16 protein-coding genes and 1 tRNA gene are annotated in these 18,992 nt (G+C 39.7%); 2 read left to right on the forward strand and 15 right to left on the reverse strand.

From position 1 onward, the window contains the following. Positions 1 to 171 precede the first annotated feature (171 nt). The 3 genes from rlmB to nsrR form a co-directional block, all read right to left on the reverse strand. Complete coding sequence (gene rlmB, locus AACV33_RS09675) at positions 172 to 915, reverse strand: 23S rRNA (guanosine(2251)-2'-O)-methyltransferase RlmB (protein ID WP_017022666.1); 744 nt, start codon at positions 913 to 915, stop codon at positions 172 to 174. A gap of 70 nt (positions 916 to 985) precedes the next feature. Next, on the reverse strand, positions 986 to 3,493 hold the full coding sequence (rnr, locus tag AACV33_RS09680) for a ribonuclease R (protein WP_023604140.1): 2,508 nt from the start codon (positions 3,491 to 3,493) through the stop codon (positions 986 to 988). Positions 3,494 to 3,572: 79 nt separating this feature from the next. Next, entirely contained in the window at positions 3,573 to 3,998 is a 426-nt protein-coding gene (gene nsrR / locus AACV33_RS09685) for a nitric oxide-sensing transcriptional repressor NsrR (protein WP_023604139.1), read from the reverse strand. A 134-nt stretch (positions 3,999 to 4,132) separates the two neighbouring features. Between nsrR and hmpA the strand changes: the two genes are divergently transcribed. Then, a complete protein-coding gene (hmpA, locus tag AACV33_RS09690) occupies positions 4,133 to 5,317 on the forward strand; it encodes an NO-inducible flavohemoprotein (protein ID WP_023604138.1) in 1,185 nt (394 codons plus the stop codon). 100 nt (positions 5,318 to 5,417) lie between these two features. On the opposite strand, the gene motX is transcribed toward hmpA, so the two are convergent. The 11 genes from motX to tsaE form a co-directional block, all read right to left on the reverse strand. Further along, complete coding sequence (gene motX, locus AACV33_RS09695) at positions 5,418 to 6,056, reverse strand: flagellar protein MotX (RefSeq protein ID WP_422107277.1); 639 nt, start codon at positions 6,054 to 6,056, stop codon at positions 5,418 to 5,420. Between the two features lie 226 nt (positions 6,057 to 6,282). Next, positions 6,283 to 7,599: an adenylosuccinate synthase gene (locus AACV33_RS09700; protein ID WP_017022671.1), complete on the reverse strand. Its 1,317-nt coding sequence runs from the start codon at positions 7,597 to 7,599 to the stop codon at positions 6,283 to 6,285. A gap of 179 nt (positions 7,600 to 7,778) precedes the next feature. Further along, positions 7,779 to 7,964 carry a DUF2065 domain-containing protein gene (locus AACV33_RS09705; protein WP_012551209.1) on the reverse strand — a complete coding sequence of 62 codons (186 nt, stop codon included), beginning with the start codon at positions 7,962 to 7,964 and terminating at the stop codon, positions 7,779 to 7,781. Between the two features lie 75 nt (positions 7,965 to 8,039). Then, entirely contained in the window at positions 8,040 to 8,924 is an 885-nt protein-coding gene (gene hflC, locus AACV33_RS09710) for a protease modulator HflC (RefSeq protein WP_017022672.1), read from the reverse strand. Positions 8,925 to 8,926: 2 nt separating this feature from the next. Continuing rightward, positions 8,927 to 10,150: an FtsH protease activity modulator HflK gene (hflK, locus tag AACV33_RS09715; protein WP_023604137.1), complete on the reverse strand. Its 1,224-nt coding sequence runs from the start codon at positions 10,148 to 10,150 to the stop codon at positions 8,927 to 8,929. Between the two features lie 18 nt (positions 10,151 to 10,168). Further along, the gene (gene hflX, locus AACV33_RS09720; RefSeq protein ID WP_017022674.1) at positions 10,169 to 11,488 is read right to left on the reverse strand and encodes a ribosome rescue GTPase HflX; all 1,320 of its coding nucleotides are present in this window, start codon (positions 11,486 to 11,488) and stop codon (positions 10,169 to 10,171) included. Positions 11,489 to 11,532: 44 nt separating this feature from the next. Beyond that, entirely contained in the window at positions 11,533 to 11,799 is a 267-nt protein-coding gene (gene hfq, locus AACV33_RS09725; RefSeq protein WP_017022675.1) for an RNA chaperone Hfq, read from the reverse strand. Between the two features lie 94 nt (positions 11,800 to 11,893). Then, the gene (gene miaA, locus AACV33_RS09730) at positions 11,894 to 12,835 is read right to left on the reverse strand and encodes a tRNA (adenosine(37)-N6)-dimethylallyltransferase MiaA (RefSeq protein ID WP_017022676.1); all 942 of its coding nucleotides are present in this window, start codon (positions 12,833 to 12,835) and stop codon (positions 11,894 to 11,896) included. Next, the gene (gene mutL / locus AACV33_RS09735) at positions 12,828 to 14,786 is read right to left on the reverse strand and encodes a DNA mismatch repair endonuclease MutL (protein ID WP_182699266.1); all 1,959 of its coding nucleotides are present in this window, start codon (positions 14,784 to 14,786) and stop codon (positions 12,828 to 12,830) included. Before mutL ends, miaA begins: the two co-directional genes overlap by 8 nt. A gap of 14 nt (positions 14,787 to 14,800) precedes the next feature. Beyond that, positions 14,801 to 16,540 carry a LysM peptidoglycan-binding domain-containing protein gene (locus AACV33_RS09740; protein ID WP_182699267.1) on the reverse strand — a complete coding sequence of 580 codons (1,740 nt, stop codon included), beginning with the start codon at positions 16,538 to 16,540 and terminating at the stop codon, positions 14,801 to 14,803. After that, positions 16,534 to 16,998 (reverse strand): tRNA (adenosine(37)-N6)-threonylcarbamoyltransferase complex ATPase subunit type 1 TsaE, encoded by a 465-nt coding sequence (tsaE, locus tag AACV33_RS09745; RefSeq protein ID WP_012551217.1) that lies wholly within the window; start codon positions 16,996 to 16,998, stop codon positions 16,534 to 16,536. Before tsaE ends, AACV33_RS09740 begins: the two co-directional genes overlap by 7 nt. Positions 16,999 to 17,215: 217 nt before the next feature. Here tsaE and queG point away from each other — a divergent pair, with 217 nt between their 5' ends. Next, the gene (gene queG, locus AACV33_RS09750; protein WP_023604134.1) at positions 17,216 to 18,328 is read left to right on the forward strand and encodes a tRNA epoxyqueuosine(34) reductase QueG; all 1,113 of its coding nucleotides are present in this window, start codon (positions 17,216 to 17,218) and stop codon (positions 18,326 to 18,328) included. 539 nt (positions 18,329 to 18,867) lie between these two features. Here the strand turns inward: queG and AACV33_RS09755 are convergent. Continuing rightward, positions 18,868 to 18,943, reverse strand: a tRNA-Gly gene (locus AACV33_RS09755). Positions 18,944 to 18,992 lie beyond the last annotated feature (49 nt).

The raw sequence follows: 18,992 nt of genomic DNA on the forward strand, positions 1-18,992 counted from the left end.
AACTAAAAAAAAGACTGAGAATTAAGAACGGCGGATAGTATAGAAAAACAGCGTTATTAGCAAGAAAAAGATACCTAAATCACAAAAATATTTTTGTTAATTTAGTATAAAAAAAGAAGGCAATGAAATGATCATTACCCTCACTCTTAGCTAGTTGTTTTTATAGACTATTTAGTCTTGTAACGAACGCTGACGTACGGCTTCAAACAAACAAACACCAGACGCTACAGAAACGTTTAAACTGGTTACAGAGCCAGCCATAGGGATTTTAATCAAGTCATCACAAGTCTCGCGAGTTAGACGGCGCATGCCATCTCCTTCCGCACCCATAACAATAGCTAATGGACCCGTTAACTTCGATTGGAATACATCTTGCGTCGCTTCACCAGCAGTACCAACAAACCATACACCTTTCTCTTGAAGTGCACGCATAGTACGAGCCAAGTTAGTTACACGTACAAGAGGCACCATTTCAGCCGCACCACAAGCAACTTTACTTACTGTTGCTGTCATTGATGCTGATTTGTCTTTAGGAACAATAACAGCGGCCACACCTGCACCATCAGCATTACGCAAACAAGCACCAAGATTGTGAGGATCAGTTACACCATCAAGAACTAAGAATAATGGATTCTCTGTTTTATCCATGATGTCGTCTAAATCACGTTCATTCAACTGCTTAGCAGGCGTAACACGAGCAATAATACCTTGGTGATTTGCACCTTTCGCTTTGTCGTCTAACGTTTTACGTGGAAGTTCTTGGATCTTAAATCCAAGCTCACCCAGTTCAGTGATGATCGGTAATAAACGATCGTCTTCACGACCTTTTAATACAAAGATTTCAATGAAACGGGCAGGATCACGCTCTAATACAGCTTTGGTTGCGTGGATACCAAAAAGAAATTCATTACTCATGTTATCGCTTCTTTCTATTACAAATTAGTGGAGCTAATGAGGCAACGTTGCCTCATCATCGAATGTTTACTTACTCAGCCTTTGGCTTCGGCTTTCTTGCGCGTACTTTTTTCTTGTGTCTTGGTTTTTTCTTCGCCGGAGCACCTTCAGCAGAGCTGTCAGGACGCTTTGTTGGTTCAACCATGGCTTGAGCTTTTGAATTAACTTTGCCCTTACCTTTGGATTTACGATCACCTAATTGACCACGACCTTTTGGTTCAACTTTATCGCCTTTTTTCGCTTTAAAGTTAGGATCACGGCGAGGGGCTTTTTTATCATCACGCTTCTTTGCATTGTCTTTGGCTGTTTTGCCTTGGCCACGCGCTTTACGCATTGAGGTTGTGCATTCAAAGTCAATGTTGCGACTATCTAAGTTAACAGCAAGCACTTTCACCGTCACTTGATCACCCAATCGGAAGATCTGACCAGAGCTCTCACCCGTTAAACGCTGACCCGCAGCATCAAATTGATAATAGTCATTTGCCAAAGATGAAATATGTACCAGACCATCAATGTGTAACTCATTCAATCGAACAAAGAAACCAAAGCCCGTAACATTCGCAATCACACCTTCTAGTTCCTCGCCAATATGGTCTTGCATGTATTCACACTTCAACCAATCAGACACATCACGTGTCGCATCGTCTGCACGACGCTCTGTCATTGAACATTGCTCACCAAACACATCCATATCATCAAACGAATAATGATACCCGCCTGTTGGTGTCCAACGATCGGTGTTATGACCTTTTTCTTTTGCAATAAGATACTTAATAGCACGATGCAATAATAAATCAGGGTAACGACGAATTGGCGATGTAAAGTGCGCATAACGCTTAAGAGCCAAACCAAAGTGACCTTGATTATCTGCGTTATATACCGCTTGTTTCATTGAGCGCAGTAACATCGTTTGAATCAATTCTTTATCTGGACGATCGGCAATCAAATGAACTAATTGACCGTAATCTGTCGGAGATGGCGTTAACCCACCAGATAAGCTTAAACCCAGTTCTCCTAAGAAATCACGGAAACCCGTTAAGCGTTCTTCACCTGGCGCTTCATGCACACGGTACAACGCTGGCTCTTTTGCTTTTTCTACAAAGGTCGCTGAAGCGATGTTCGCCAAAATCATACATTCTTCGATGATTTTATGTGCGTCATTACGAATCACAGGTTCGATGCGATCAATTTTACGTTCAGCATTGAAAATAAATTTAGTTTCAATGGTTTCAAATTCAATGGCACCACGCGCTTCACGTGCTGTTTTTAGCACCTGATACATGTTGTGCAGTTCTTTCAAGTGCGGAACCAGCGGTTCATAACGTTGAGTTAGCTCTTCGTCACCATCAAGAATGTCGCTTACTTTATTATACGTAAGACGCGCGTGTGAGTTCATCACCGCTTCGTAATGTTTAAAGCCTGATAGTTTTCCTGATGCAGAGATAGTCATCTCACACACCATACATAAACGGTCAACTTGAGGATTCAATGAACATAAACCGTTAGACAAGATTTCCGGTAACATCGGAACCACTTGAGCAGGGAAGTAAACTGAATTACCACGCTGAATCGCTTCTTTGTCTAATGCGTTTTCTGGACGAACGTAATAACTAACATCGGCAATCGCAACCCATAAGCGCCAGCCACCTGAGGCTTTTGCTTGACAGAATACCGCATCATCGAAATCTCGAGCGTCTTCACCATCAATGGTGACTAATGGCAGTTCACGAAGATCGACACGACCTTCTTTTGCTTCTTCTGGCACTTCCTCTGCTAGCCCTTCAACTTGTTTTTCAACCGCAGCTGGCCATACATGAGGAATATTGTGAGTACGAAGTGCAATGTCAATTTCCATTCCCGGTGCCATATTCTCACCAAGAACTTCAATAACATGACCTGACATGCCGCGAGCACGGCCACCACGGTCAGTGATATTAATCACAACAACATTTCCCATACGAGCACTCATTTTATGCTCATTAGGAATGAAGATATCTTGGTTAATACGCGAATCGTCAGGCACAACGAAACTTAATCCATCTTCCGTAAAGAATCGACCAACAATGCCATCGTTATGAGGCTCTAATACACGGATAACACGACCTTCTTTTCGGCCTCGTTTATCGGTACCCGTTGGTTGCACTAATACCACATCACCATGAATGACTTTTTTCATTTGGTGGAAAGGCAAAAGCACATCGTTATCTTTACCAATGCTGCCTTCAGGACGGATCCAACCGAAGCCATCACGGTGACCAAGAACAAGGCCTTTCAATACTTCAATACGTTCAGGTAGCGCGTAACACTGACGACGAGTAAAGACTAATTGCCCATCTCGTTCCATTGCTCTTAAACGACGACGTAAGCCTTCATAGTTATCTTCACCAGATAAACCTAGGGCTTCGAATAAGTCATTACGATTTAAAGGCGCTTCTGCTTTTTGGAAAAATTCAAGAATGAACTCACGACTTGGAATTGGATTCTCGTACTTTTCTGCTTCTCGATCTTTGAAAGGATCGTTTTGAATAATCTTAGACATAGGCGACCTGCTTAGTCAGGGGAGATAATAAGGTAATTGTACCTGAGTATAGAAACAACAGATAGGAAAGTATCAGTAATTACACTCGTTTTAACAAAATCAATAATTCATTATTTTCTGTCAACATATCTTGAATTGTATGTTGATCAAGTTCATCTAAAAACGCTTGTTTTGCTTTAGCTAACGCCGTTTTCAAACGACACGCAGGAGTAATATGACAGAATTCGGGCGCGCAATTTACAATGTTAAAAGGCTCGATAGATCGTATCACTTCACCAATAACAATCTGATCTGCTGGCCGGCCTAAACAGATCCCTCCATTCTTGCCTCTTACTGTTTTTATGAACCCTTCTTGGCCTAATTTATTAATTATTTTGACCATATGGTTACGTGAGACATCAAAAGTTTCAGTCACAACAGTAATACTTGTAAGCTCCCCTTCTGGTAGTGAAGCGAGGTATATCAAGGCTCTAAGGCCAAAGTCGGTAAAGTTTGTAAGTTGCATATGCTCTCCTATCCTGTTTTTTCATTGTAATTCTTCTCTTGACTAAAAGATATATTTTAGATACAACTTATAACATACATTATAAATACAACTTTACATTCATACTATAAATATAAATTAAACAGGTCAGCCAAATGCTTAACAAAAATACTATTGATATCATTAAATCGACTATTCCATTACTTGCTCAGACAGGTCCAGCATTAACGGCTCATTTTTATGATCGTATGTTTGATCATAACCCTGAGCTAAAAGATATTTTCAACATGAGCAATCAACGCAATGGCGATCAACGTGAAGCGCTATTCAATGCTATTTGTGCTTATGCTGGTAACATTGAAAATCTTGCGGTCCTTCTTCCTGCCGTTGAAAAAATCGCCCACAAACACACGAGTTTTCTAATTACTGCTGAACAATACAATATTGTTGGCGGCCACTTAATTGCAACATTGGATGAGATGTTCTCTCCTGGTCAAGAAGTTCTCGATGCATGGGCTGAAGCTTATGGCATTCTTGCTAACGTATTTATCCAACGTGAAGAACAAATCTACCAAGAAAATGATGTACTTGAGGGTGGATGGCGTGGCCTGCGCGAATTTGAATTAGTTGCAAAAGAAAAAGAAAGTGAATACATCACTAGTTTCACATTTATGCCGACAGATGATCTTACCGTCTCTTCATATAAACCTGGTCAGTACATTGGTATTTATTTAAATCCTGAAGAATTCGAAAACCAAGAAGTGCGCCAATACAGTTTATCTTCTGCGCCTCAAGAAAAAACATATCGCATCTCCGTAAAACGAGAAGAAGGTGGTAAAGCCTCAAACTACCTACACAGTTCACTTAATATTGGTGATAAAGTAAACCTTACGGCACCCGCTGGAGATTTTTTCTTAGACGTTGAGAAATCAACACCAGTTACGCTTATTTCAGCAGGCGTAGGCTTAACGCCGACTCTTTCTATGTTAGAAACACTCACTAAGCATGAAGAAAAAGTAACTTGGTTGCATGCGACAGAAAATGGCTCTCAACATGCGTTCAAGCAACACATTTCTGCTTTAGCTGAAAAGCATGAGCATATTTCGGCTTACACTTGGTATAACCAAGCACAAGAAATGGATAAAATCGGTCAAGATTTTCAATTCAGTGGCTTAATTAACCTAACTGAAGTTAAAGAAGATATCATTTCTGATGATGGTCACTATTACTTCTGTGGCCCTGTTGGATTTATGCAGCATGTTGCTAAACAGCTAATCGCGCTTGGGGTTTCTGAAGATCGCATTCACTATGAATGTTTTGGTCCTCATAAAGTTCTATAACCTTAAAAATGCAAAAAGCAGCATTGATATATTATCAATGCTGCTTTTTTAGAGCTGATGTTTACATTAAGGTTAACTTAATGCGAATATTTTAATTACACTACCAGAACGTATCTCGACGCTTTGCTCTAGCAATGACATTTCCTGGCATTCGCATTTCTAATCCATCACGAAGATTGGCAATACGTTGGTGTTTGCGCCCATCTGACGTAACCGAATTGTATAACCATCGATACGCATCTTCATAGTCTAATGGACTTCCATAATCACTCAAAAGCAACTCAGCTAAACTAATACGGGCATTAAGATTTCCCATTGCAGCGGCTTCACGTAAGTAAGGTATCGCTCTTTCTCTGTCTTGCTGAACTAAGGTGCCTTTAGAGTAGTATCGTCCAATTTGCTCTAATGCGGCAGGTAACCCTTGTCTGGCTGCGTTTTCCATATAATAGAGGCCAAGCTCTACATCACGGTCAACACAAACCCCCCACGCCAACATATCTCCATACAAGAATTCATAAGCTGGAGAATCTATTTTTGTTGCACGGGCGACAATATCTTCAACTAGTTGGCAATTATCTACTTTTTGAACTCGCGTTAAATGTGAGTTCGTATCAAATAATCTAAATAATTGATCTTCGGTATAGATCGGGACCGGTTCTCCGATCTCTTTAGTCGATGCATGCGTTGGCGCTAAAGCCACCATACACGCAACGACGAGATGTCGTAATTTCATATTCATCAACTCTTTATAACTGTATTTATTATATCGACGTAAGCGGCAATATCTTTAGACAAAATTTGCCTTTCGTGGCAAGTTTTTGCCCATAGTTATAAGTTATTGATAAAGATGAAAAACACAAAAATCACGCTACCGATTAGATCGAATTCTATATCTATTCTCAAATTTCAGGCACAAAAAAACCAGCTACATGAACATGAGCTGGCTTTTATTCATTCGTTCGTTATTAAACTTCGAATGGGTGTACTTTAACGATTGTCTCATTACGGTCAGGACCAGTAGAGATAATGTCAATTGGAACACCTGTTAGTTCTTCGATACGCTTAATGTAATCTAGAGCCGCTTGTGGAAGCGCTTCGATTGTTTGTGCACCGAATGTATTCTCAGACCAACCAGGCATAGTTTCATATACTGGCGTCGCTTCTTCAAATGCTTCAGCAGCCATTGGAGAAACTTCTAATAAAGAGCCATCTTTCATCTTGTAACCAGTACAGATTTTTAGCTCTTCTAGGCCATCTAAAACGTCTAGTTTAGTTAGACAAATTCCAGATAATGAGTTGATTTGAATTGCACGACGCATAGCAACAGCATCGAACCAACCACAACGGCGTAAACGGCCTGTTGTTGCACCAAACTCATGACCAACATCGCCTAAGTGCTTACCAATTGGGTCTTGTTTATCTAGACCGTCATATAGCTCTGTAGGGAATGGACCTGAACCTACACGAGTACAATATGCTTTGGTAATACCTAGAATGTAACCTAAGTGACGAGGACCAAAACCAGAACCAGCAGCAACACCACCAGCGGTTGTGTTCGAAGAAGTTACATATGGGTATGTACCGTGGTCGATATCTAGAAGCGTACCTTGAGCACCTTCAAACATGATTTTGTCGCCACGCTTACGCGCTGCATCAAGAGTATCAGTAACATCAATAACCATCGATACAAGTAAATCAGCATAGCTCATCACTTGCTCAAGTACTTCTTCGTAATTTACTTCTTCTACTTTATAGTAATTTACTAATTGGAAGTTATGGTATTCCATTACTTCTTTTAGTTTTTCTGCAAAAGTCACTTTATCAAACAGATCGCCAACACGTAGACCACGACGAGATACTTTATCTTCGTACGCTGGACCGATACCACGACCAGTTGTGCCAATTGCTTTATTACCACGAGCAAGCTCACGCGCTTGGTCTAATGCGATGTGGTAAGGAAGAATTAGAGGACAAGCTTCAGAAATGAATAGGCGTTCACGAACTGGAATGCCACGCGCTTCAAGTGGCGCCATTTCTTTTAGTAAGGCATCAGGTGAAAGCACTACACCATTACCGATAATGCATTCAACATTATTGCGTAAAATACCTGATGGAATTAAGTGTAGAACGGTTTTCTCACCGTCGATAACTAGAGTATGGCCTGCATTGTGACCGCCTTGATAGCGAACCACATACTTTGCATCTTCAGTTAAAAGATCTACTATTTTACCTTTACCTTCGTCACCCCATTGGGTGCCCAGAACGACTACGTTATTTCCCATCTTTCCAAAGTCTGCTTGTTAGTTAAAAATGGATTCTAGCATTGATAGAAAAATGTTTCAGTTATTTTTAAGCGAAATCTCACTTTCACAATAAAGCGCTGTCAATCTACACAATATCATTATTTATTTTTTTGAATGAAATCAAAAACAAGATTACGATTTTATATTTAGGTAAAAACTCAAAGCATCATACTGCAAATAACAAGACCAGAAACCACTAAACAGCCACCAATACGACGCAACGTATTATTCGGTTGCTCACTTAATTGAGCGACCATGTTTCGCCATCCATCAGGGGCAATTAATGGACCTAATCCCTCAACAATAAGCACACCACCAATCGCTAACCACACTGCATTACTCATTTCTTTTTCCTTCAGAAACAAAACAAGGCCCCGTAGGACCTTGTTATTAAAGTAAGTTAAAATCTAAAATAAGATTTATTTCCCACCCATTGGATCATTCATGTACTTAAAGAAGTCCGTCTTAGGATCAAGCACTAAGATGTCATTCTTACTGTTAAATGATTTTTCATACGCTTGTAATGAACGAATAAAACCAAAGAACTCAGGTTCTTTATTAAACGTATCAGCGTACAGTTTTGCTACTTTCGCATCCGCATTACCACGAGTAATTTGTGCTGTTTTATCTGCTTCTGCAATGATAGTAGCCACTTCAAGTTCTGATTGAGCACGAATAACTTCGGCTTTTTCGCGACCTTGAGAACGTAACTTACGAGCAACCGCTTCACGCTCTGCACGCATACGACGGTAAATAGACTCAGAGATTTCTTCAGGTAAGTTGATTTTCTTGATTCGTAAATCAATCACTTCAATACCTAAATCACCCGTTCCTTCTTGAGAGTCAAGAAGTACTGTTGCCATTACTTCTTCACGTTTCTCAGAAACGATCTCTTTCACTGTTTTTCCGCCGATCTCAGCTCGTAGACCATCAGATACACGACGTTGTAATAATGACTCTGCCGTTAAGATGTTACCGCCACCTGTTGCTAGATAGAATTGACCAAAGTCTTTGATCTTCCACTTAACATACGAGTCGATAATAACGTCTTTTTTCTCTGATGTTACAAAACGGTCTGACTGGTCATCCATTGTTTGAATACGAGCATCTAATGTATTTACACGATCGAACATTGGCATTTTAAAGTGCAGGCCAGGTTCATAAATACGTGTAACTTGATTATCATCTTTAATCAAACGGCCAAATCGAGTAACTATTCCGCGTTCGCCTTCTGGTATCACAAATAGTGACATTAAGAAAATAGCGATAACAACGATAAGCGTTGGGATCATTAACTTACGCATGATTAATATCTCCCTTCACGAGTTGAAGTACGGCCTGTAGTATTCGCTTTTGGATCTGGTTGTCCATTTTTCTCTAACTCAAAATCATAATTTTTAGATGATGATGTTGATGTTTTAGGAGAAGATTTAGCAGACCCTTGTTGATTGCCTACCATTTTGTCTAATGGAAGATACAACAAATTACCATTAGATTCCGAATCAATCAGAACCTTACTTGTATTACTGTATACACGTTCCATCGTATCAAGATACAGACGAGTACGTGTGACTTCAGGCGCTTTATTGTATTCAGGTAACAGTTTTTCAAACTGAGCAATTTGACCAATAGCTCCGTTGACGGTACGTTCAGTATAACCTTGAGCTTCTTTCTTCAAACGTTCAGCACGACCTGTCGCTTTAGGTAGAATATCATTACTGTACGCTTCTGCTTCACGAATGAAACGCTCTTCATCTTCTCGAGCTGCGATAGCATCATCGAACGACGCTTTCACTTCTTCCGGCGGACGAGCTAATTGGAAGTTAACGTCTACAACAATTAACCCCATATCGTATTTATCAATAATACGATTCAGTGTTTCTTGAGTGCGTTGACGAATCACTTGACGACCACTGGTCAAGATATCATCCATTTTAGCATCACCGATTACAGCACGAAGTGCAGAATCAGTTGCTTGACGTAAACTGTCATCAGCATTAACTACGGTATATAAATATTTTCTTGCGTCAGCAACTCGATATTGAACACCCATTTCAACTGTGACTACATTTTCATCTTTTGTTAGCATTAACCCTTTTGAGTTTAATGAACGAATCGATTGAATGTTTACAGCTGTTACTTGGTCAATAAAAGTTGGTTTCCAGTTTAGACCTGGATCAACCATACGATCGTACTTGCCTAAACGTAGAACAACACCACGCTCACTCTCGCCAATCGTATAGAAACCAGAGAATATCCAGATAGCAATTGCGACAACAGCAATTAGACCTAAGCCAATTGCGCCACCATTACCAAATGAAGGTAAGCCACTGCCACCTTTATTGTTTCCGCCTTTATTGCCACCACCAAACTTACCGCTTAGTTTTTGGCTTAGCTTATTAAATACTTCATCAAGATCTGGTGGACCTTGATCACGACCGCCACGATTTTTATTACCCCAAGGGTCTTTATTATCGCCACCGCCGTTATTGTTGTTATTGTTGTTATTTCCAGGCTCATTCCACGCCATTAGAAAACTCCAAAGTAATTATGAAGATAAAGAATTCGGTGTACTCTCGTCAGTCATTAAAAAATAACTTAACGGAGTCTCTTCACGTTTTTCTAACTTAGACCAATCAACTTGCTGCATACGTATATCAATAAGCAAGCTGCCATCATCCTGATATTCTTCTTTTATAATGCTTTGCATTTGAAAGAATTTACTTCGAAAACGCCCAACCAATTCAGGAGGTAACCGCAATGTATGCTCTACCATCTGCCCTGCTAATCGCTCCGTTAATGCTTGAAAAAGTAAATCAATGCCTTCGCCTTCCATTGCTGAAACCCAAACACATCGAGGAACACCCTCTTCATCACGGTCAATTCGTGGTTGTTGATCTTCTAAGTCATCAATCTTATTCATTACGAGAAGATAAGGTACCTCATTGGCATCTATCTCTTCTAGAACAATATCTACCGCTTCAATGTTCTCACGAAAGCGTTCATCACTGGCATCAACAACATGTAACAAGATATTTGCTTCTTGTGTTTCTTGAAGTGTCGCTTTAAACGCGGCAACAAGATCATGAGGTAAATGACGTATAAAGCCCACCGTATCAGCAAGTATTGCTGTACCAACATCTGTAACGTCTATCTTACGTAATGTAGGATCAAGCGTAGCAAACAGCTGGTCAGCGGCATAAACCCCCGCTTCTGTAATTCGATTAAATAACGTAGATTTACCTGCGTTAGTATAACCAACTAAAGAAATGGTTGGGATTTCTGCACGATATCTTGCCCGACGACCTTGTTCGCGTTGTTTTGCGACTTTAGCCAATCGACGTTGAATTGCTTTAATACGATCTCGTAATAATCGTCTATCGCTTTCCAACTGAGTTTCACCAGGACCACGTAAACCAATCCCGCCTTTTTGGCGTTCAAGGTGTGTCCATCCTCGGATCAATCGAGTAGATATATGACGTAATTGTGCGAGCTCGACTTGCAACTTACCTTCATAGGTTCGTGCACGTTGAGCAAAAATATCCAGTATTAACCCATTGCGGTCTATCACTCGACATTCACATAATGCCTCTAAATTTCGTTCTTGAGCAGGAGAAAGCGCATGATTAAAAATCACAATATCCGCATTCTTAGCTCGAACCATATCGGCAATTTCTTGTGCTTTACCTAAACCAACATAATATTTAGGGAGTGGAGATTGACGGGTCCCCGTCACAACACCTAATGTGTTGGCTCCAGCAGAAGATATCAACATTTTACACTCGTTGAGATCTTCCAACTCCCCTTCATAAGTAAAGCTGATGTGCACAAGAATAGCCTGTTCACCGGATTCATAACGGTCAAACAAGCGCTAACTCCTTAACAGATTGTCTATTTAAAAATAAAATAGTCTTACTCTTCTGTTGTTTCTTGTGGGCGCTCGCCTTGTGGTCGATCACTAGCAGTGTGATGGCTTACAGCACGAGCAGGAACAACAGTAGAAATCGCATGCTTATATACCATTTGATTTACTGTGTTCTTTAATAGGATAACAAATTGATCAAATGATTCGATTTGTCCCTGTAATTTAATCCCATTCACTAAATAAATAGACACTGGAATCCTTTCGCGACGCAGTGCATTCAAAAATGGGTCTTGCAAAGATTGCCCTTTAGCCATTTTTTTTTCCTTTTTGGTTTGTAATTGTAATTTTATTTAGCTATTAGTCTTTAGCTTATGACTAAACGCTCTGAAGTTAAACAACATTGATACATTATTGTGCTTGTTTCTTATCTAAACGATCAGAAATCGTTTGTAGGGCACCATCAATATTGTCACTATCCAGCCAAGTTAAGTCTTTCCAGCTACGTAGCCAGGTGATTTGTCTCTTGGCCAATTGACGAGTCGCACAAATACCGCGGAAAATCGCGTCATCTAATGTGCCTTCCCCATCAAAATACTCCCACATTTGTCGATAACCTACGCAACGAATTGATGGCAAATCGGCATGAAGATCATCTCGTTCATAAAGAGAACGAACTTCTTCTTCAAAACCGCCTTTCATCATATTATCAAAACGCAGTTCAATACGACGGTGAATTTCTGCTCTTTCTTTAGGTGCAATCGCAAATTGATGCACTTGATAAGGCAAAGCATCACCTTTAACTTGGGTTAATTCTGTTAATGTTTTACCCGAAATTCGAAACACTTCCAACGCTCGGGAAAGTCGTTGTGGATCATTAGGATGAATTCTCTCAGCGGATACAGGATCAATCTCTTTTAACTGATCATGCATCGCCTCCCACCCCAATGTTTCCGCTTCTTGCTCAATTTGAGCTCTAATGTCAGCATCCGCTGCTGGTAATGGTGAAAGACCTTCTAGCAGTGCTTTGTAGTACAACATTGTACCGCCTACTAATAAAGGTATCTTTCCTTGAGCAACAATTTCTTCCATCTCTTTTAAGGCATCACGACGAAATTCAGCAACTGAATAGCTCTCTGCCGGATCGAGAATATCAATAAGACGATGAGGAGCCTGTAAAAGTTCCGCTTCATTTGGTTTCGCCGTACCAATATCCATACCTTTATAGATAAGGGCTGAATCTACGCTTATCAACTCCACTGGAAAACGTTTTCGCAATTGAATTGCTAAGTCCGTTTTCCCTGATGCAGTTGGTCCCATCAAAAAGATGGCTTGAGGTAATGCTTTATTCATGACTAAATGCTTGTATCGCCTGAGTAATATCTATGTTTTTTAGCAGTTTATTATTAAATTGAGATAATTCATTACCCCACAACTGCTCTAATTCCATCACAAGTTGTATTGCTTGTGCTGAGCTATAGCACGCTTCATCATGTTGTACTTGATGAGAAAGCCAGCTAATCACTTGATCCAACGATGGATTAATCTGATAAATATACCTTAACAGATTCGGGATCAATTGTTGTAAATTCTGTTGTCTGATAGGCTGACAAACCGCCATAACTATCAAATTTGCGTTATTTTTCACTTTAAGATCAATACCAAGTTGTTTCAATATACCTTGATACTCTGTGAGTTTGTTACAAATATCTTTATCAATCCCTATCGATAATGGAATCAATAACGGTTGAGCTTTTAACGCTTCATGATGAGCCGAGTTTAATTGGCCATAACTTTTGATAAATTCAGCATAGCGTAGATCAACCAATTGCAATTGATTACCTAATTGAAGCAGCCCAAACACCTTATCAACAACACTTAACACTTTCCCTAATAGCATAGAAGTCGACACCGCACTTTTCAATTGAGGCACAACAACAGTGTTATGTTTCGCCTCTGAAATCTCAGGGATTCGTACTTCGTTAACTTCAAAATTAGATGTTTTGTTTTCACGATCTCGCGTTGTTAATAAATGTTGGTAGTTATTCAATTCTCTTTGGGACGGTTTTTCACTTTGATACGCTTTAGACATTGATGGTTTTGCTTTAGATACCCACTCATCTGAAGACGCTTTATTTGGGTAACTCGGTGTTGCTTCGACCGCTTCTTTCAATTGCTTTGATTTGTTCTCAATATGAGCATCAGTTAGCGGCTGAGAGGATTGACGAACATAATCTTTCATTGGTGGAAAATAAGATTCCCTATCCATTTCAATATCTGATGTCGTTGTTACCTCAAGTAAAGATGCCGCCTGTTGCAAAGCGCCATAAATAGCTTGGTATATAAAATCATGCACTAACCGTGCTTGGTGAAACCTCACTTCGTGCTTTGCTGGATGAACATTCACATCTACATCATGTGGATTTATCTCAATAAATAAAATATAAGCCGCATACTGATTCGTAGAAAGGCTTGATTCATACCCTTGACGAATTGCATGATTAATCAACTTATCTTTCATCATACGACCATTCACATAACAATATTGAACATCACCTTGGGCACGAGCACCTTCTGGAGATGAAATCCATCCATGAAAGAGCAGATCTCCATGCTCCAATTCAACTTCTAATGCATGCTGTAAAAAACTCGCGCCACATACGGCGGCTAAACGTTTCTCTACTTGCATTTTCGTTTGAGCTGCTCGGTATTGACGAACCGATTTACCGTTATGACGTAAATTGATCGTAATATCTAATCGACTCAATGCAATACGTTTAAGCAACTCATCAATATGAGTAAATTCAGTTTTATCGGTACGAAGAAATTTTCGACGGGCAGGAGTATTGAAGAATAGATCGACAACATCAATGGTTGTCCCAACAGGGTGAGCAGCTGGTTTTAATTTAACCTCCATATCTCGCCCTTCAGCATGTGCAGACCACGCTTCTTCTTGTGCAACAGTACGTGAGGTAAGCGTTAATCGAGAAACAGAGCTGATTGATGCCAAAGCTTCACCACGAAACCCTAAACTAACAATCGCTTCAAGATCATCAAGAGTCGTAATCTTTGAGGTCGCGTGACGGCTTAATGCTAATGTCAGTTCATCTTTAGGGATACCAGACCCATTATCGCGGATGCGAATGAGTTTACTGCCCCCTTTTTCGATATCAATATCGATGCGAGTCGCTCCTGCATCGATACTATTTTCAACCAATTCTTTGACAACCGAAGCAGGGCGTTCCACAACCTCACCCGCCGCAATTTGGTTGGCCAGTCGAGCGGGTAAGATTTGAATTGGCATAACCATATCCTTGATTAACTGGTTGGGATAATAAGCACCTGTCCGACAGCTAGCTCATCTGAACGTAATTTATTGGCTGTTCGTATACTCGATACAGTGACACCATATTTAGATGCAATTTTACCTAAAAATTCACCACGTTTCACCGTATGCTTTTGAATAGGAGCAACAATGCTCACCTTCAATTTTTGCCCAACAAATAAAGTATCTGACTTTAATCGATTTAGTGAGCGAATGCTGCTCGTCGATACCTTATATTTTGCGGCTATCTTACCTAAGTACTCACCAGAGCGAACTTTATGAGTAATGATCTTACGAGATTGCGTTGTTGATGTACTTACGTTTGATGTATTTGTTTTTGGCGCAACATAAACCGGTTTGTTACTTGGGATAGTTAGCAGTTGACCAACCGCTAAACTCGTACTTTTAAGTTTATTTACACTCTTTAATTTTGCCGTTGTCGTACCGTACTTTTTAGCAATCAATGATAACGACTCACCCGAACGAACTTTATGTACACTCTGTTGCTCTTGTGCAGCTAAAAGACTTCCTTGAGGTGGATTTTCATTAAGGTAACGAATGATTGCATTTGAAATAGCTCTCGCTATTTTGTCTTGATGACCTCGTTGAAATAGCTGTTTCTCTTCTGTTGGATTTGAAATAAATCCAGTTTCAATCAAGATTGAAGGAATATCCGGAGATTTAAGAACAGCCAAACTCGCATTAACAGGTGCTTTTTTATGAAGCTTAATGACTTTACCCATTTCTCCTAGAACATCAACGGCTAACTTATACCCTTCCTTCTGAGAATGGCTGAATTGCAAATCCAACAATGTTTGACTCACGTTTCTATCATTACTGTTTTTCGCTAATACATCACCAGCACCACCAAGCAATTCAGATTGTTTCTCATGCCTTTCAACCCAACGACCAATTTCTGTATTCGCTCGACGTGTATTGAGCACAAACACAGAACCCCCGCGAGGCTTTGGTGAGCGAAAGCTGTCCGCATGAATAGAAACAAGTAAGTGCGATTTATTTTTTCGAGCAATTTCCGTTCGTTTATTTAAGTTAACGAAATAATCACCACTTCGAGTTAATACCGCTCTCATTCCAGGCTGAGCATTAATTCGTGCAACCACTTTCTTAGATATCGCGAGAGTAGCGTGCTTTTCATATTTTCGAGTTGGCCCAATAGAGCCAGGATCTTCACCACCATGTCCCGCATCAATCGCGACAACAATTTCGCCATTCCCTATTATATGATTCATATTTGAATTGATAATTGGGGTTGATGGCTTATTGGGAATAGGTTTATTTACTTCCGCTTTATTGTTTGCGTTATGAGGTAGGTCCATAACCAAACGATGACCATATTGACCACCAGGCGTAGGGGCTAATTTAAATAACTTAGCTTCGACAGAATGCTTAAGTTCAAAAACCAAACGAGTCGTCCCCTTTGAAGGAGGTGAACTCTTACGGATTTTACTTAAAACATTACTATCACTAACCGTTAGCGGTAATTTTGCTTTCAGGTTGGTATTTTTAAGATCGATAACTAAACGAGAAGGGCTACTCAATGTAAAATAGCTATAGTTCGCTTCTGAATTCAGATCAATAACGATACGAGTTTCATCTGGCGAAGGCCAAACACGAACGCCTTCTAATGTATTTGCAGAAACAAAAAAAACACTCGTAGATATAAATACAAGTAATGCACACCCAATTGTACGAAGATATTTACCGATTAACACAAATCCAACCGTTGAAGTAAACTGCAGCCATATTCATTATTACCCGTGATCACGACATGACGAGCCTCACCATCATAGCGAAGCTCAATATCGATATCAGGATTGGGTAATAACCCTTCCCCTTTCTCAGGCCATTCAACCAAACAAATCGCATCATCGGTAAAATAGTCACGTATACCCATGAATTCTAATTCTTCAGGATCAGCTAAACGATATAAATCAAAATGATATACTTGCCATTTATCCAATTCATAAGGTTCAACCAAAGTATATGTTGGACTTTTTACATTACCTACATGACCTAATGAACGAATAAATCCTCGGCTAAACGTCGTTTTACCCGCGCCAAGATCACCATGTAAGAAAATCGTTGTTTGTTGAGTACAAGCTTGAGAAAGCTGTCTACCGAACTCGACAGTGTCGTCTTCAGTAGCTAAATTAAATTCAAAGCGTTCCATTATTCACTAATTTCACTATTTTAATTGTCTAAATTGATGGACTTGGTATCAGATTCACAATTTAATACGGCGAATGTTTATACGCAAGCTACCTTTTCTATATATGAATATCACTCAACAGTACGTTAATGAACAGTACCAAATTACGAGTTATCTTCTCTATATGATAAACTTTTACTCATTATACTGTAATAAAAAAATGTAATCTCTCGTGAAAATTGACTATCAAGAACTCGCTATTAATATCAAACTTTGGGCACAAGAACTCGGCTTTCAAAAAGTCGGGATTTGTGACGTCGATTTATCTCAACATGAAGCCGCTTTAGAACAATGGCTTGAGGCCGGTTATCATGGTTCCATGGACTGGATGGCCCGTCATGGTCTAATGAGAGCAAGACCTAATGAATTACACCCTGGAACTATTCGCGTCATCAGTGCCCGTATGGATTACCTTCCACCTGAAGCCTGTTTCGCCAGTAATTTAAGCGATCCAACGCAAGCTTATATTAGTCGTTATGCTTTAGGACGTGATTATCACAAACTTATTCGTAATCAGCTGAAAAAATTAGGTCAAAAAATTGAAACTGAAGTCGAGCAATTAGGCTATCGCCCTTTTGTCGATTCAGCCCCCATCCTAGAAAGGCCTCTGGCTGAAAAAGCCGGGCTTGGCTGGACAGGTAAGCATTCCCTTCTGTTAGATAAGGATGCAGGCTCTTGGTTCTTCTTAGGAGAGCTGTTAGTTGATATACCACTGCCTATTGATGCTCCTGTCGAAAATCAATGTGGCAAATGCACCGCTTGTGTTAGTTCATGCCCAACTAACGCCATCTTAGACAATGGTGTTATTGATGCAAGACGCTGTATCTCTTATTTAACCATAGAAAATAGTGGCGTAATTCCAGAAGAGTTTCGCTCATTAATGGGGAACCGTATCTATGGATGTGATGACTGTCAGCTTGTTTGCCCTTGGAACAGAGAAGCAGAAATAACCCAACAATCTGATTTTCATCGTAGAGACTCCTTAAATAATTCAGATCTACTTGCCCTATTTGATTGGGATGAAGATTCGTTTTTAAAATATATGGAAGGGTCAGCGATTCGTCGTATTGGTCATACGCAATGGTTACGTAATATTTCAATTGCTCTAGGAAATGCACCACATTCTCCCGATATCATTCTTTCACTACAAAATAGACTCGGATTCGATACAAATTTAGATATTCACATCCATTGGGCTATCGAGCAACAAAACTCACAACAAATAAATATAAAACGAAAAGAACAACGCTTAATTCGTATTATAGAGAAAGGGCTCCCAAGAGATGCATAATCCAAATTAGCCTCTTAATTAAATTTGAAGTCGATCGGAATTAATGTGGAAAACATTATTTTGGTCGGTAAATAGGACAAACAATAAAAAAGTTAAACACAAGACAGGAATATGATAAGGATCAAAGAAGTCAAGATAAAAGATCTTTACAAACAATGAAAAAGATGCAAGAAGAAAACAAATACCTTTTAATATCAACGAGTTAAAATAAATAAAATAATTTAACGATCAATATTTCAAGATAAGATCTTTCTTTGGTGTATTTATTGAATGCTCATTTAAAAACTACTAACAGACTTATCCACAATCTTTTTTTTGTGGATAAGTTTGTTGATTATATGGTAATGACACATATAACTAGCCCTCTGCAACAACATTCCATGTGGATATGTAGCCAACGCAGATAACTTTATTGATTCTATGGTTAGATATGAATCAGAATGTTCTAAAAGAGCAGAATTTACGTGGGGTTAATGCTTCACAGCATTAATTTTAAAGAAAATAAAAGCGCTGAATATAATTCAGCGCTTTATTTTATTTGGAGCGACACACGAGGCTCGAACTCGTGACCTCAACCTTGGCAAGGTTGCGCTCTACCAGCTGAGCTAGTGTCGCATGATCTAACGCTATAAAGCATTCAATCTAAATGTGGTTGCGGGAGCAG

It is taken from the genome of Aliivibrio sp. SR45-2 (assembly GCF_963890165.1).
GTDB lineage: Bacteria > Pseudomonadota > Gammaproteobacteria > Enterobacterales > Vibrionaceae > Aliivibrio > Aliivibrio salmonicida.

Excerpts from the sequence above, each read along its gene's own strand:
- rlmB (WP_017022666.1), bottom strand. The coding sequence starts at position 915 with ATGAGTAATGAATTTCTTTTTGGTATCCACGCAACCAAAGCTGTATTA.
- rnr (WP_023604140.1), bottom strand. The coding sequence starts at position 3,493 with ATGTCTAAGATTATTCAAAACGATCCTTTCAAAGATCGAGAAGCAGAA.
- nsrR (WP_023604139.1), bottom strand. The coding sequence starts at position 3,998 with ATGCAACTTACAAACTTTACCGACTTTGGCCTTAGAGCCTTGATATAC.
- hmpA (WP_023604138.1), top strand. The coding sequence starts at position 4,133 with ATGCTTAACAAAAATACTATTGATATCATTAAATCGACTATTCCATTA.
- motX (WP_422107277.1), bottom strand. The coding sequence starts at position 6,056 with ATGAATATGAAATTACGACATCTCGTCGTTGCGTGTATGGTGGCTTTA.
- AACV33_RS09700 (WP_017022671.1), bottom strand. The coding sequence starts at position 7,599 with ATGGGAAATAACGTAGTCGTTCTGGGCACCCAATGGGGTGACGAAGGT.
- AACV33_RS09705 (WP_012551209.1), bottom strand. The coding sequence starts at position 7,964 with ATGAGTAATGCAGTGTGGTTAGCGATTGGTGGTGTGCTTATTGTTGAG.
- hflC (WP_017022672.1), bottom strand. The coding sequence starts at position 8,924 with ATGCGTAAGTTAATGATCCCAACGCTTATCGTTGTTATCGCTATTTTC.
- hflK (WP_023604137.1), bottom strand. The coding sequence starts at position 10,150 with ATGGCGTGGAATGAGCCTGGAAATAACAACAATAACAACAATAACGGC.
- hfq (WP_017022675.1), bottom strand. The coding sequence starts at position 11,799 with ATGGCTAAAGGGCAATCTTTGCAAGACCCATTTTTGAATGCACTGCGT.
- miaA (WP_017022676.1), bottom strand. The coding sequence starts at position 12,835 with ATGAATAAAGCATTACCTCAAGCCATCTTTTTGATGGGACCAACTGCA.
- mutL (WP_182699266.1), bottom strand. The coding sequence starts at position 14,786 with ATGCCAATTCAAATCTTACCCGCTCGACTGGCCAACCAAATTGCGGCG.
- tsaE (WP_012551217.1), bottom strand. The coding sequence starts at position 16,998 with ATGGAACGCTTTGAATTTAATTTAGCTACTGAAGACGACACTGTCGAG.